The organism is Microbacterium dextranolyticum (assembly GCF_016907295.1).
GTDB lineage: Bacteria > Actinomycetota > Actinomycetes > Actinomycetales > Microbacteriaceae > Microbacterium > Microbacterium dextranolyticum.
On sequence record NZ_JAFBBR010000001.1, the window covers coordinates 280,189 to 294,098 of the forward strand.

General features: G+C 70.6%; 13 protein-coding genes. 2 read left to right on the forward strand and 11 right to left on the reverse strand.

Translation table 11 applies throughout. From position 1 onward, the window contains the following. Window positions 1-110: 110 nt before the first annotated feature. Complete coding sequence (locus tag JOE64_RS01205; protein ID WP_058749365.1) at window positions 111-695, reverse strand: uracil-DNA glycosylase family protein; 585 nt, start codon at window positions 693-695, stop codon at window positions 111-113. After that, window positions 692-1,849, reverse strand: coding sequence for a TDT family transporter (locus JOE64_RS01210; RefSeq protein WP_204962537.1), 1,158 nt, complete (start codon window positions 1,847-1,849; stop codon window positions 692-694). The genes JOE64_RS01205 and JOE64_RS01210 overlap by 4 nt, the downstream gene beginning before the upstream one ends. A 70-nt stretch (window positions 1,850-1,919) precedes the next feature. Between JOE64_RS01210 and JOE64_RS01215 the strand changes: the two genes are divergently transcribed. Beyond that, a complete protein-coding gene (locus tag JOE64_RS01215) occupies window positions 1,920-2,846 on the forward strand; it encodes a LysR family transcriptional regulator (protein ID WP_002854169.1) in 927 nt (308 codons plus the stop codon). Here the strand turns inward: JOE64_RS01215 and eno are convergent. From eno to aztA, 9 genes are all read right to left on the reverse strand, one after another. Continuing rightward, complete coding sequence (gene eno / locus JOE64_RS01220) at window positions 2,831-4,165, reverse strand: phosphopyruvate hydratase (protein WP_082687493.1); 1,335 nt, start codon at window positions 4,163-4,165, stop codon at window positions 2,831-2,833. The genes JOE64_RS01215 and eno overlap by 16 nt on opposite strands. Window positions 4,166-4,307: 142 nt before the next feature. Then, the gene (locus JOE64_RS01225) at window positions 4,308-4,793 is read right to left on the reverse strand and encodes an inorganic diphosphatase (RefSeq protein WP_204962538.1); all 486 of its coding nucleotides are present in this window, start codon (window positions 4,791-4,793) and stop codon (window positions 4,308-4,310) included. Between the two features lie 47 nt (window positions 4,794-4,840). Continuing rightward, entirely contained in the window at window positions 4,841-5,212 is a 372-nt protein-coding gene (locus JOE64_RS01230) for a fluoride efflux transporter FluC (RefSeq protein WP_002854166.1), read from the reverse strand. Next, window positions 5,209-5,712, reverse strand: coding sequence for a fluoride efflux transporter FluC (locus JOE64_RS01235; RefSeq protein ID WP_239531661.1), 504 nt, complete (start codon window positions 5,710-5,712; stop codon window positions 5,209-5,211). The genes JOE64_RS01230 and JOE64_RS01235 overlap by 4 nt, the downstream gene beginning before the upstream one ends. Then, window positions 5,709-6,446 (reverse strand): 2,3-bisphosphoglycerate-dependent phosphoglycerate mutase, encoded by a 738-nt coding sequence (locus tag JOE64_RS01240; RefSeq protein ID WP_063718739.1) that lies wholly within the window; start codon window positions 6,444-6,446, stop codon window positions 5,709-5,711. Before JOE64_RS01240 ends, JOE64_RS01235 begins: the two co-directional genes overlap by 4 nt. Before the next feature lie 5 nt (window positions 6,447-6,451). Continuing rightward, window positions 6,452-6,958, reverse strand: coding sequence for a universal stress protein (locus JOE64_RS01245; RefSeq protein ID WP_076693227.1), 507 nt, complete (start codon window positions 6,956-6,958; stop codon window positions 6,452-6,454). 745 nt (window positions 6,959-7,703) lie between these two features. Further along, entirely contained in the window at window positions 7,704-8,270 is a 567-nt protein-coding gene (locus JOE64_RS01250) for a peptidase M23 (protein WP_204962539.1), read from the reverse strand. A gap of 528 nt (window positions 8,271-8,798) precedes the next feature. Next, on the reverse strand, window positions 8,799-12,098 hold the full coding sequence (locus tag JOE64_RS01255) for a glycoside hydrolase family 9 protein (protein WP_204962540.1): 3,300 nt from the start codon (window positions 12,096-12,098) through the stop codon (window positions 8,799-8,801). Between the two features lie 137 nt (window positions 12,099-12,235). After that, on the reverse strand, window positions 12,236-12,904 hold the full coding sequence (gene aztA / locus JOE64_RS01260) for a zinc ABC transporter ATP-binding protein AztA (protein ID WP_204962541.1): 669 nt from the start codon (window positions 12,902-12,904) through the stop codon (window positions 12,236-12,238). Window positions 12,905-12,958: 54 nt separating this feature from the next. On the opposite strand from aztA, the gene aztB reads away from it, so the two are divergent. Further along, complete coding sequence (aztB, locus tag JOE64_RS01265) at window positions 12,959-13,894, forward strand: zinc ABC transporter permease AztB (RefSeq protein ID WP_204962542.1); 936 nt, start codon at window positions 12,959-12,961, stop codon at window positions 13,892-13,894. Window positions 13,895-13,910: the final 16 nt, after the last annotated feature.

Below are 13,910 nucleotides of genomic sequence, written 5' to 3' on the forward strand. Positions count from 1 at the left end.
GGGTAGTGGCGGCACGTAGATTCCGGGATTGGGTTCCGTTACAAGACACGCCGCCTCACACGCTGCCGAACCGTCGGCACGGGCAGTTGTAGCGGAGTCGTTCGTATTTGCTACAGCCGGTGAGTCAGCGCCGCGAGCCGGAGCGCTCGGACGGAACGTCGTTGTTGTTCCGCGCGATGGCGGCCGTTGGCCGGAGAGGGGTGTGGTGCCGCGATGACGGGTACGAGTCGGGGGTGCTCGTCCAGGGTGAGGTGCCGCATGACTCCGTCGAGGGCGGCGGTACCGTACGTGACGATGGCATCGAGCACGGGGAGCACCTTGAGCAGAGTTTCGAGGGCGTGTCGCCCCTCGTCGATGTCCACAGGTCGGACGCGGCCGAGAATCTCCCACGGGATGAGGTTCCAGCGGAGGTAGTCGTTGCGTGCGAGTCCGGACTCGATGCGGGCTGCGCGGAACGCGGCCGCGGTCGGGCCCGGGTTGTCCTCGCTGCAGATCGCCGTGTGCGCTGCGGCGATCGTCTGGGGGCCGGGCGACTGCATGAGGACCAGGACGCGGCTGGATGTGCCGCCGGATCTCGGGTCGAAGTTCGGGACGAACCGCCGTGAACCGTCGGGTGCGGTGCGCCATGCCTCGGCGAGGGCGTTCAGGGATCGAACGTCCGCGACCTCGTCCGCGAGTTCGTCGGGGGTGCTCATGCCGGCTGTGGTGGTGCGAGGAGTGTGCCGCGGATGACGGAGCCGTGGAAGGTGCGGACGGCAACGGTGATCCACGCGGCGACGAGGCCCACGTAGTAGACGACTGCGAGGACGGCGACGACGGTGAGTCCGGAGTGCAGGGCCAGGCCGTTCAGGCCGGTGACGCAGGTGCCGACGGGGAACGTGAATGACCACCAGGTCAGGCTGAACGGCAGGTGTTCGCGGGCGGTGCGGATGGTGATGGCGAGGGCGATGACGGTCCACAGCAGCGCGAAGCCGAGCATCGCGAACCCGTACACCAGCGCCACGACCAGCAGTGCGTGGGCGGTCGACGCGTCGACGACGGCGGGGGCGTTCGATGCGAGGAGGTTTACCGCGGTGATGGACTGTCCGACCGGTCCGAGGACGATCCACAGGGTCGGCACCATACCGGCGGCACCGACCTTGTGTTGCGCGAGCCGGTTCCAGATCAGGGCGATGACGACCAGCGACGTGATGAGGCTGAGGCCGAAGAAGCCGTAGCAGGACCACAGCAGCGTCTCCCGCGCCTGTCCGGCGGGGGCATAGGGCAGCAGGAGCGCACCGGTGGAGGCGGACACCATCGGCGGGACGATCGGCATCAGCCAGCCGCCGAACGCGGAGTCGGGCTTGTTCTCGTGGCGGGTGAACGCGAGGTACGGCACCAGGACCGCGGTGAGCAGGCCGCCGATGGTGCCGATGGTCCAGAGGACCCAGTCGATGGTGACGGCGGCGGGGAGGCCGATCCAGTCCTTGCCGAGGAGGATCGTGCCGGCGCCGACGGTGAGGAACGCCATGGGCGGTGCGCCGTAGAAGTGGGAAATCACCGGGTTGAGGTGGTGCTTCGCTGCGGTGCTCCGGTAGCGGACCCAGTGCAGGACCGTCGCGATGGTGAGGGCGACGAGCAGGACCGCCGCGATCGCCCAGACGACCGTCGCCGCCGTGCGCAGACCGGGGAACTGCAGCGGTAACGACGCGGCCGCGACGGCGACGATCCCGGTCCCCATGATCGACGCGAACCAGTTCGGGGTCAGGTTCGACACGATCAGGCCGGGCCGCTCCAGCTCCCGGAACAGCCGCCGGTCGCGCACACCGTGCTCAGAGGCTGCGGGTGCGTGGGCGAGGTGAGCGGACATGCACCCATCGTGCGCGTGTGCCCCGTGGTTCGGGAACGGCGGACTCGTTGGCAGGGCACAATGGTTGCTTGTGGCACTGCGGCGGTTGACGGACCGGATCCTGGACCTCGACACCCTCGAGGTCCTCGTCCGCGTCGCGGAGACCGGGTCGTTGACCCGCGCGGCCGAGGTGTTGGGGGTGACACAGCAGGCGGTGTCTGCGCGCTTGCGTGCCGCGGAGCAGGCGACCGGTCAGCCGCTGGCGCACCGGACGGCATCCGGGACCGCGCTGACCGACGCCGGCCGGGTGGTGCTCGGTCTCGCCGTCCCGGTGTTGGAGGCCTCCCGGCGGCTTGAAGCAGGCGTCGCCGCGCTGCGGGAACCGGCGGGATCCCTCGTGATCGCAGCGTCGCAGACGATCGCCGAACTCCTGCTGCCCGGATGGCTGCTCACCCACCGTGCTGCCACGCCGGATGCGTCGGTGCGTTTGATCGCGGGGAACTCCGCCGACGTGACCGACCTCGTCCGTTCCGGCGCTGCCGACGTCGGGTTCACGGAGACTCCTGCTGCGCCGATTGGCCTCTCATCGTTGGTGGTCGATGAGGACGAACTCGTGGTCGTCGTCGCCCCGCACCATCCTTGGGCAAGCGCTTCGGCCATCACCTCGGATGACCTCGCGGAGACGCCCCTGCTGCTCCGTGAGGAAGGGTCCGGCACCCGCTCCACGGTCGAAGCGTGGCTCGACGACGCGGGTCTGACCCTGGTCCCGCCGGCTGCAGTGCTGGAAACGACTGGCATCATCCGCGCCAACGCTCGAGCGGGCATCGCGCCCGCGGTGATGAGTCTCCGCACCGTCGACACTGACCTCGAAGACGGTGCCCTCGTCCGGGCGCTACTGCTCGGCCCGCCACTGATCCGGCCGCTGCGAGCGATCTGGTCAGGCCGCCCGGGGCCCGCTGTGACGGCGTTCCTGGACACTGCTCGCAGCTCGAGTACCGGTGGTCAGATCAGTCCGTAGGGCAGCTCCGGGTGCTGCTCGGCGATCTCGGTGAGCCGGTTGTACTTCGCGACGCGTTCCCCGCGGCCGGGTGCGCCGGACTTGATCTGCCCGGTGCCGGTCCCGACAACGAGGTCCGCGATGAACGTGTCCGTGGTCTCCCCAGAACGGTGGGAGACCATGCTGGCCATCCCGATGCTCTTGGCGGTGGCGATCGCGCCGAGGGTCTGGGAGACGGTCCCGATCTGGTTCGGCTTGATCAGTGCCGCGTTCGTCAGCTGCTGCTCGCCGCCGTCGCGGATCCGCTGTGGGTCGGTGACGTAGAGGTCGTCGCCGACGATCTGGATCCGGTCGCCGAGCGCCGCTTGCATGCGGCGGAACCCCTCATGGTCGTCTTCCGCGAACCCGTCTTCGATGCTCCGGATCGGATACGTGTCGATGAGGTGCCGGTAGTAGTCGACCAGCCCGTCCCGGTCGAGGCTGTCGTTGAGCACCCGGTAGGAGCCGTCGCCCTGGGAGAACTCGTTCGCGGCCGGATCGAGCGCGATCGCCACCTGATCGACGCCCGGCTCGTAGCCGGCGGTACGGATCGCGTCGACGAGCAGGTCGAGCGCTTCCTCGGGCGCAGCGATCGACGGTGCGAAACCGCCCTCGTCGCCGAGGCCGAGGCTGCCGAACCGGTCCCGAACCAGCGCCGCGAGAGCGTGGTACACGTCTGCGCCGATTCGGACGGCGTCTGCCATCGAGCCTGCGTTGACGGGAGCGATCATGAACTCCTGGAAGTCCAGCTCGTTCGCTGCGTGCGCGCCGCCGTTGAGGACGTTGAAGTGCGGGACCGGCATCCGCGGCGTCGAGCCGGTGATCTCAGCGATCCACTGCCAGAGCGGGAGGTCCGCGGCATGGGCGAGGGCCCTGGATGCGGCGATCGAGGTGGCGACAACGCTGTTCGCGCCGAGCCGGCGGTACCCGGTGGTGCCGTCGAGTTCGGCAAGGGCGGCGTCGATCTGCCCGATCGCCGACCACGACCGGCCGGTGAGGAGCCCTGAGATGTCGGTGTCGATCAGGTGGAGCGCCTGGGTGACGTCGCGGCCGCCGAACGCGGAACCGCCGTCGCGGAGCTCGACGGCTTCGTGGGCGCCGGTGGATGCGCCCGCGGGGGCGTCCCCGGTGACGGTGCGGCCGTCGTCGAGCTCGAGGGACACGCGGACGGTCGGGTAGCCGCGGGAGTCGAGGATGCGGGCGCCGTGGACGGCGTCGATGGTGACGGGGTGGTCGTGGTGGGTGACGTACTCACCCTGATGGGCTCCGTGGTGGTGGATGCCGCTGATGTAGTCGTTCATGGTGACGCTCCTTCGGTTCGGTTCGGGTCATGCGTCGAGCTGGTCTGTGGTTGGAAGGGGAAGCCGCGGGGAGGCGGAGGGACGACCTGCTGGCGATCACTCAGCGCCAGTGCCTCCCCGCGGCAGTCTGTGGACCCGTGGGTCACGGGTGTCGGGTGTGGGCGTTCTGTGCGGTGCGGATGACGGCTTCGGCAGCAGCACGGTCGGCCCACCCGTTGGTGGTGACGTGCTTGCCGTGCTCGATCTCCTTGTAGTGGGCGAAGAAGTGCTCGACCTCCGCCAGCGTGTGTTCCGGCACATCGGTGATGTCCCGCAGCTGCGCGAAGCGGTCGTCGCCAGCGGGAACGGTGAGGATCTTGTCGTCGCCGCCGTTCTCGTCGACCATGCGCAGCATCCCGACCGGCCGGACCGTGATGACGACGCCGGGGAACGTGGGACGGGGCAGGAGCACCAGGGCGTCGAGGGGGTCGCCGTCATCGCCGAGGGTGTTGTCGATGGAGCCGTAGTCCTGGGGGAACACCATGCTGGTGAACACCGCCCGGTCGAGCCGGATCCGGCCGGTGGTGTGGTCGACCTCGTACTTGTTGCCGCTGCCGCGGGGAATCTCGATCGTGACGTCGAACAGCATGGGTACCTCCGGTGCTGGAGCGGGTGTGTGGTCAGTGAGTGGGGTGGTCACAGGGTGCCGCCGAGGAGGATGCCGGCGGTCGCGGCGGCGACGGAGACGACGAGCATTCCGAGACCGTTGATCGCGGCGGCGGTGATCCGTCCGCTGCGGGCGAGGCGGACGGTTTCGAAGCTGGCGGTGCTGAACGTGGTGTAGCCGCCCATCACCCCGGTGCCGAGGACCGCGACCGGCACCGCGCCGAGGTGCGTGGCGGCGCCGACGATGATCCCCAGCAGCAGCGACCCGGTGATGTTGATCGTCAGCGTGCCGACGGGGAGCCGGAACTCCCGGCCGGTGTTGATCAGCCCGTCGAGGAGGAACCGACCGGCAGCGCCGGCACCGCCACCGAGGGCGACGACGACGATGAGGGCGGCGTTCATGCTTCCTCCGTTCGGGGACGGAACCAGCCGGCGACGACGAGACCGCAGGCGGTCGCGATCGCGCCGGATAGGACAGTGAGGAGCGCGTAGCCGGTGCCAGCGAGGCCGTGGCCGTCGAGGAACATGGCGGCGGTGGACTCGGCGAGGGTGCTGTAGGTGGTGAACCCGCCGAGGACCCCTGTCCCGAGGAGCAGCCGCAGCACCCTCCGGCGACCGGCATCGGGCCCACGGTGCGCGAGCGCTTCCAACAGCACACCGAGGGCCAGCGCCCCGGTGATGTTGATCCAGAAGATCGACCAACTCACCCCGCCATCGGCAGGGAGCACGCTACTGATGACGTCGCGGAGGGCAGTACCGCCGGCCCCACCGACGGCGACGAGGCCGACGTACCGCCACCGCAGATGCACCGGCCGCATGGTCGTTGCCGGGTCGGAGACGTCGACGTCCGGGTCGGGAGGGAGCTGGTCGTCGGGCATCGGGGTGTCCGTTCGGGTGGTCATGTTCCGCCTTCTGCCGCGACCAGCGCCGCGGCGTGCTGTGCTGCTACCGGATCCAGGAACGCCCCACCCCGCGGGACGAGAGCACCCGTCGGGGCGAGGTGGTACTGCACGGGTTGCCCGGTCGGCAGGTTGAGCTGCTCGAGCTCCGGGTCGGTGAGGTCGTCGATGCATGCGCAGAGTGCGCGGAGCGAGTTCCCGTGCGCGACGACGAGGACGCTCCGCCCTGACCGCACCATCGGCAGGAGCCGGTCGTGCAAGACGGGGCGGACCCGCTTGATGACGTCCGAGAGTGCCTCGGTGCGTCGGAGGGCGCCGTCGGGCAGGCCGCGCAGCGCGGAGCTCGACCGCAGTTCCTCCCACAGGTGCAGCGACATCGGTGGCGGTGTGCCGGTACGGGACCTGCGGAGCCGCACGTACTCGTCGTCACCGAGCATCCGACGGGCGTCGGTCTTCGTCATCCCGGTCAGGGCACCGTAGTTGCGTTCGTTGAGCTGCCACACCGCTTCCGTGGGCAGCTGTGTCCCGAGGGCGTCGCAGACCAGTTCGGCGGTGCGGACGGCACGGCGCAATGTGGAGGTGACCACGACGTCCGGCGTGATGTGGTTCGACCGGAGGAGCTGTCCGGCTGCGGATGCTTGCCGTTCGCCGCGGTGCGTGAGCGGGACGTCGAGGAGCCCGGTGAAGGTGCCGGCTTCGTTCGCGGTGCTCTCCCCATGCCGCAGGAGCGTCAGCATGCCCGTCACGGGGCTTCCGACGGGAGGAGGACGGTGGCGCCGACCGGGTCGTGCGGGACGACCAGTATCGGCCGGTGCTGCTGATGCGTCAGGTGCGCGGCGACGGACCCGGTGAGCAGTTCCGCTATCCGGCGTCGGCCAGCCTGGGATCCGACGACGATCATCACCGCGTCACGTTCCTCAGCCACCGCAGCGAGTGCGTGACTCGGGTCCCCGACGCGGGAGACGAAGTCCACGTCGACCGATCGCGCCGCAGCAAGATCTCTGATGACCCGCATGTCTTCGTCGGGGAGCTGCTGCGGGTCGCTGTCCGCCGTGTCCGGGTCGATCGGTTCGATGATCTCCGACCCGTCCGCACGCACCCCCGCTGACAGCAGCGCCGGATCGACGACCACACACACCAGGCGGGCGCTGAAGCGTTCAGCGACGGCAGCCGCGACACCGACGACGTCGTGCCCCTGCCCGGACTGCACACCGACCACGACAACACCGGCAGTGCTCGACTCGACCATGACATCTCCCTACCTCAGGCGCACAGAAGCGCAACCAGCTGAGATAGGGACTGTTGTCGACGAGTGTCGAGGTTGGGTCCGGCAAGCCCCACTGCCGGGTCCGAAGACACCACCAGTATGCACCCACCACCCCATGCCCGCACCGACGATCTTCCGCACCTCGAGAACCGGTCCGCTTCGTGACGCGGGACGACAGGGAGAGAAGCTTGAAGGGCGACACTGAGCGGAGCTGCTCACACGCTGGGCTGCGCTGGGTCGCAGTGGGCATGTCCCGAAAACTGCTGCTTCGGGATGCTCGGAGCGACACTTCCTGGGACATGCCCCGCCGAAAAGGGGACATGGCCTGCCGCAAGTGGGACATGCTCTGTGATCAGGGCGGGCGAGCCGTCGGGTGGCAGGGGCAGGCCGCGGTCGGTCCATCGGGGTCGCGCATGTCCCGAAAACTGCTGTTCCTGGGTGCCTGAAGCGACACTTCCTGGGACATGCTCCGCCGAAAAGGGGACATGGCTGGCCGGAAAGGGGACATGCCCCGCTCAGTGGTGGGCAGGCCCCGCCTTCGTCGGCGAGCGGGCCGGCGGCGGGGCCGGGCGCGGGCAGCCCACCCGGGGCAGCCATGTCCCGATAACTGCTGATTCTGGGTGTTCGGACAGGTACTTTTTGGGACATGTCCCGCCGAAAAGGGGACATGCCCTGTAAAAAGGGAACATGGCCTGCGGAGCGCAGCAGCGGTGGCGGTGGGGCGGGGTCAGCGGCAGCTGTCGACGAATGTCTCGTCGGACAGGGCCGTCACCAGATGCTCGGCCGACGGCCAGAACTTCGCGTAGTGGTCGGGGTCGCGGTTGATCTGCACGCGGTGGGCGATGTCGGTGGGTTCGAGCGTCGACCGCTCGGGTTCGGGCACGTCGGCGATCATGGCCCGGTAGAACAGGGCCGCCGCGGTGGCGGGGTCGAGACGCTGCTCGCGGGTACCCCAGCCGTTCTGCTGTTGGAACAGGCCGAGCGAGGTCGTCGCAGTCCCGTCGGGATTGGTGACACCGCTCGTCTCCCAGTCGCCGTAGTCGAGGTTCCGCAGGCTGGACTCGCCCATCGCGGTCATGACGGCGATGGCCTGGTCGCGAATCGGCAGGCCGTCGGCCCGCCCCACGGCCATGATCGTGCGGGCATTGTCGAGCTGTGCTGCGTCGTACGCGGTGAAGACCTCGCAGCGAGCGGCGGCAGCGGATGCCTGCGCGAGCGCGATCACGCCGACCACTGCCGCGACGGCGAGGACCGCGCCGATGGCCAGCGCGACGGCGCGGCGGGCACGGAGCACGCGCCGCCGACGTGCGGACGGCCTACGGCGAGGCGCGCGGCGACCGGCCGCGGAAGGCCGTCGGCGTCTCGTGCCCGCTGTGCTCACCGCGGCATCCTGTCACGCGCGGCTGGCGATCCGCCCAACGGCCGAGCGCCGCGCACGAACGCAGGGTGAGCGCGGGGCGCAGGGGGTACGAACGCAAGGTGAGCGCGGGGCGCAAGGGTAGGGGTGCGCCGGACGGGTGCAGGTGGACAGCGGGCGCGGAGCACCAACTCAGACGGGAGAGCCCGGGGCGCAGAGGGTACGAACGCAAGGTGAGCGCGGGGCGCAGGGGTGCGAGCCCGAGGGGCGGGTGCAGGGGACGGATGCAAGGGGCGAGCGCGGAGCACCAGCCCAGATGTGCGAGCGCGGGGCACGAGCCCGGACGGGCGAGCGCGGGGCACCAGTGCGGACGGGCGGGCGCAGGGGCAAGCGTCGAGCACGAGCGCAAGGTAAGCCTGCACAGGCGTGGGGGCGCCCGTTCGGGCGGGCGCCCCCACCGGCGCGTCAGCCGGTGATCCGGTGCCGGCGGCGCAGAATAACTCCGGCGGCGATCAGCAGCGAGGCGAGTGCGCCGAGCACGAGCCACGGCGTCGCGTCGCCGCCCGATCGGGCGAGCGAGGTCGCGCTGGCGGCGTCGGAGCTCCCGGCACCGGCCGATGTGCCCGAGCCTGTCCCCGCCGAGCCCGTACCCGCGCCCGGGTCGACCGACGGCGCGGTGACCGTCGGGGTGAACGTCGAGCTGGCGACCGTGCCGCGGGTGTCCGCGACGCGGTACGTCACGGGCGCGGGGGTGCCCAGGTATCCGGCGTCGGGGGTGAACACGATGCGGTCGCCGTCCAGCGTGTAGCGCCCGGCCTGCGGCACGGTGACCGCCGTGGCCGCGGCGCCGTCGGCGCCCACGAGCTGCAGCGTCGAGGCGACGAGCGGCACGTCCGCGTCACCGGGCTCGTCGTTCGCGAGCGGTGCGACCGAGATCGCCGATCCCGTGGGGCCCGAGGCGGTGTCGGGGTGGGCGATCGGCGTGACCGCGACGTAGCCGTCGCCGAGGTCGGCGACGAAGGATGCCACCCAGGCCAGCGCCGAGTTCCAGTTCACCGTGATCTCGTTGACCGACCACGCACCGAGGTCGTCGACGTAGCAGGTCTGGGGTGCGCAGCCCTTCAGCCACGCGCCGGCGACCGGGTCCTGAATCGACGAGTTCGGACCACCCGCGACCGTCCCCTTCGGCGGGTGCGGCAGCGACGGGTCGAGCGCGTGCGCGTACCAGCGGCTGTGCTGGTTCTGCGAGTACTTCGTGCCGTAGCCGGTGACGTACGACTGGGCGAGGGCGTTCCGACCGAACAGGTAGTCGTAGCCCTCGATGACGGCATCCGCGTACCGCGGACGGTGCGTCAGATCGAACGCCGTTCCGATGACGACCTGATTGTTCAGGATGCCCGAGTTCGATCCCCAGTCGTAGAGCCCGCCCTTCGGCGCGTACGGCTGGCCGAACGGCTCGGCCTTCTGCGCGGCGACGAGAGCGTCGGCGGCGGTCACCACCGATGCGCGGATCTGCGCGATGTCGGGAAGAGCCGTGCCGAATCGGGCGAGCTGCATGCGGGCGATCGCGGCGACGTCGCCCCAGAAGAACCCGCCGCCGGCGAAGACGTCGGACGTGTGGAGCGGGTTCGACTCGACCGCGTCTCGGTAGATGTCGGCCCCGGTCGTCAGGTAGAGCTCGGCGGCCGCCCAGTAGAACTCGTCGGTGACCTTCGTGTCGTCGTAGGTGCCGCCGCCGGTGCCGTCCTCGGCCGGAGCGTAGAGGTCGGGGTGGGCGAGCGCCGCCGCGTACGCGGTCTCGGAGGCGGTGAGCAGGCGTGCGGCGAACGCGGCGTCGTACGGGGCGAACAGGCGTGACCCCTGTGCGGCCACGGCGGCGAGGATCAGCGTCGCCGCCGTGGACGGGCGGTGCAGCAGACGCTCCTGCGGGTCGAGGTGCGGCAGCAGGGGCAGACCCGTCCAGTTGCGGTCGGTGACCTTGTGCCACGCCATGCCGGCGAGGTCGTCGCCCGCGGGAACCTGCATCTTCAGCATCCACTCGAGCTCCCAGCGGGCCTCATCGAGGATGTCGGGAACACCGTCGCCGTGCTCGGGAACGGCGAGGGTCCCGTCGGCGAGCGCTGCCGTGGTGCCCGCCGCCTTCGCGCGTTCCCAGGCAGAGAGCACCTGTGCGACCGCGATCCCGCCGTTGACGACGTACTTGCCGTGGTCGCCGGCGTCGTACCAGCCGCCCGACACGTCGTGCCGGTCGGTGCACGTCCAGCCGTCCGACCAGGTCTGCGGCTCGAGGCAGGTCACGTCGACATCGCCCTGGTTCGGTGAGACGCCGATGTGCCCGGCCGGTCGCGCGTAGGCGTCGCCCGCGACGTCGCCGCGGATGGGGGTGCCGGAGCGGTTCGTGTAGAAGAACCGCATCGAGTCGGCGCGCAGCGACTGGAAGACGTCGTCCGAGATGGCGAACGGGTAGCTGTCGGAGCCGCCCGCGGACAGGACGTAGCCGCTGCCGTCGGCGACGACGTCGCTGAAGTCGATCACGTGCACGTTCTCGCCCGCGCTGGGGTCGACACCGGCGGGCTGCGTGTCACCGGAGGCGACGGTGTCGCCGGCCGCGTTGCGCAGCGACCAGGGGAGCGGGGTCGTCGCGTCGGTGACGAGAGTCGCCCGCTTGGGGCCGTGGGTGAGGTAGCCGACCTGGTTGACCTTCACGGCGGGCCCGGCGTCGGCGTGGTAGGTGTACTTCGTGCCGGTGAGGGTGACGTCGTCGAAGCAGACGACCGTGCCCACGGGCATCCCGCCGATGCGGAACTGCACCTGTCCGAGGTGGAACGTCGACGCTGCGGTGGTCGTGAACGTGAAGGCGAAGGATGCCGGTGCGGAGCTCAGTTCGAACGAGCGCTGCAGCCACGCGACCTGGTCGGGGCCGGAGTAGGTGCCGACCTGCGTCGACGCCGTTACGGGGCTGGAGTCGCCGGGGGTCACCGCGGAGGCCGTGAAGGCGAGCCGGAAGGCCGTGTCGCCGGGCATCGGGATGTCGTTGTGGCCCACGAGCAGGTCCCAGACGTTCGCGGTCGATCCGCCGATCGTCGCGCACATCCGCTGGTCGGGGTTCGAGAGGCTCACCTGCCCGCTCGTCCACCACGGCGCGGTGCCGTCGGCGAAGGTCGGGTTCGGCAGCAGCTGGTCGGTGCCGACGGCGGGCTCGGTCGGACCGACCGGACCCCCGGAGTCGCCCACGCGTGTGAGTGAGACGTCGTCGAGCCAGAACGAACCGGCCGTGTTGCCGCCGAGGCGGAACTGCACCGTCGAGGTCGTGCCGTGCCCGAAGTCCTCGGCCGTGAGCGTCGTGGTCACCTGCTGCCACTCGGCGCCGAGAGTGGTCGACACACTCGCGAACGTGCGATAGGCCGCGTCGGGCTCGCTCGGAGCGATCTGCGTCACCAGGGCGACATCGGCGCGGTCGGCCTTCACACGTGCCGAGAACGTGTACTGCTGGCCGGCGACGAGCTCGAGCCCGTCCTGTGCGACCATCGCGTCCCAGGGGTTCGTCGTCGTGGGGAACGCGGCGCGCAGCGCGCCGTCGGCAGGAGCGATGGTCGTTCCGGAGGTCGCCCACCACGGGTCGGTGCCGGTGGCGAAGCCGCCGTTGGCGATCAGGTCGGACGAACCGGCCGCGAGAGCCGGCGGCGCGGTCAGGACGGATGCCGCAGTGAGGGCGGCCACCACCGCCACCAGCAGTCGGCGTGGGCGTCGTCGGGGTGCGGACATGCAAGCTCCTTCGCTTGAGGTGACCGGGAGGGGGGATCCGTTCTCACCGTGAATGGTGTGGGAGCGCTCCCAGGGAGCGCTCCCACGAACGTAGCAGATCGGTCGCCGACATGGCATCCGATCTTCGTCGTGAATCGTCAGGCGACGCGGCCCGCCTCGAGTGTCACCACGCGATCGGCCGCCGCGATCACCGCAGAGTCGTGCGAAACGCAGAGCACCGCGGTGCCGGCGGCGGCCTCGTCGCGCAGAACCGCGCGGATCCGGTCGCCGCTGTCGCGGTCGAGGCCCGTCGTCGGTTCGTCGAGCAGCAGCAGGTCGGCTCGTCGAGCCAGGGCCTGCGCCAGCAGCGCCCGCTGGCGCTGACCGCCCGACAGAGTCGCAAAGGGGCGCCCGGCGAGGGGGGCGAGTCGCATCCGCTCGAGGGCTGACGAGACGGCGTCGCGCGACGCGGCGTCGGAGCGCCGCCAGGCGCCCAGGCGCCCCCACGTGCCGATGGCGACGACGTCGCGAACGGTGACCGGAAGGCGATCGGGAAGTGTGCTGCGCTGCGGGACGAAAGCGACTGTGCGCGCCGCGGACTGTCGGATGCCGGACGTGGGCTCGCGTGTGCCGGCCGCCACCTCGAGGAGCGTCGACTTGCCCGCGCCGTTCGGACCGACGAGCACGGTGAGCTCGCCGAACGCGAGGTCGAGGTCGACGCTGTCGAGGGCGGGCGCGCCGTCGAAGCGGACGCCGATTCCGGCCAATCGGACGGCGGTGGCGATGCGCGCGGCAGACGCGGGGTCAGAGGGCGCGGCGGGAGGCATCCGTTCAGTATACGAGTTTGAGAATCGTTCTCATTAACAGTACGGTCGAACCCCATGACCCTTCCTCCGCCCTCTGCGACCCTCGCCCTCGCGAGCGCCCGCAGTCCGCTCGACGGCCTCGCGGCGCTGGGGGAGCCCCTCGGCAGCGTGTTCTTCCAGCGGGCACTTCTGGGCGGAGGGCTGGTCGCCGTGCTGTGTGCGGTCGTGGGCACCTGGGTCGTCATCCGCGGCATGGCATTCCTCGGCGAGGCACTCGGCCACGGCATGCTGCCCGGCGTCGCGCTGGCGACGGTGATCGGATTCCCCGTGCTGCTCGGCGGCGCCGTGAGCGCCGTGGCGATGAGCCTCGGCGTCGGTGCGCTGCAGCGGCGCGGGCGGATGTCGTACGACACCAGCATCGGCCTGCTGTTCGTCGCGATGCTCGCCGCCGGCGTCATCATCGTGTCGCACTCGGGAAGCTTCGCCACCGATGTGTCGACGATCCTGTTCGGCGAGATCCTCGCGATCGGCACGGGCGACCTCGTCGTGCTCGCCGTCGCGACCGTGCTCGGCCTGGTCGTCGCCGCGCTCGCTCATCGCCCGCTCGTCGCGCTCGCCGTCGACCCGCGCGTCGCCGCGACGCTCGGTCTGCGTCCGCGACTCGCACAGGGTGTTCTCGTCGGCCTCGTCACCCTCGCCGTCGTCGCGTCGTACCAGGCGGTCGGGTCGCTCCTCGTGGTCGGACTGCTGCTCGCACCTGCGGTGGCGGCGAGCCCGTGGACGACCCGCATCCCGACGCGGATGCTGCTGGCATCCGGTATCGGCATCACCTCGGTCATCGGGGGGCTGTTCGTCTCGTGGTTCGCGGCGACGGCCGCCGGCGCGACCGTGGCTGCCGCGGCGATCGGCGCGGCAGCGATGTCGGCGGGCATCCACGCCGCGCGCGCGGGGTGGCTCGCGTGCCGAGAGCGTGCTGCAGACCGCCGGCCCGCGGCGATTCCCGTGTCCTGAACCTCATCGCCCCCCG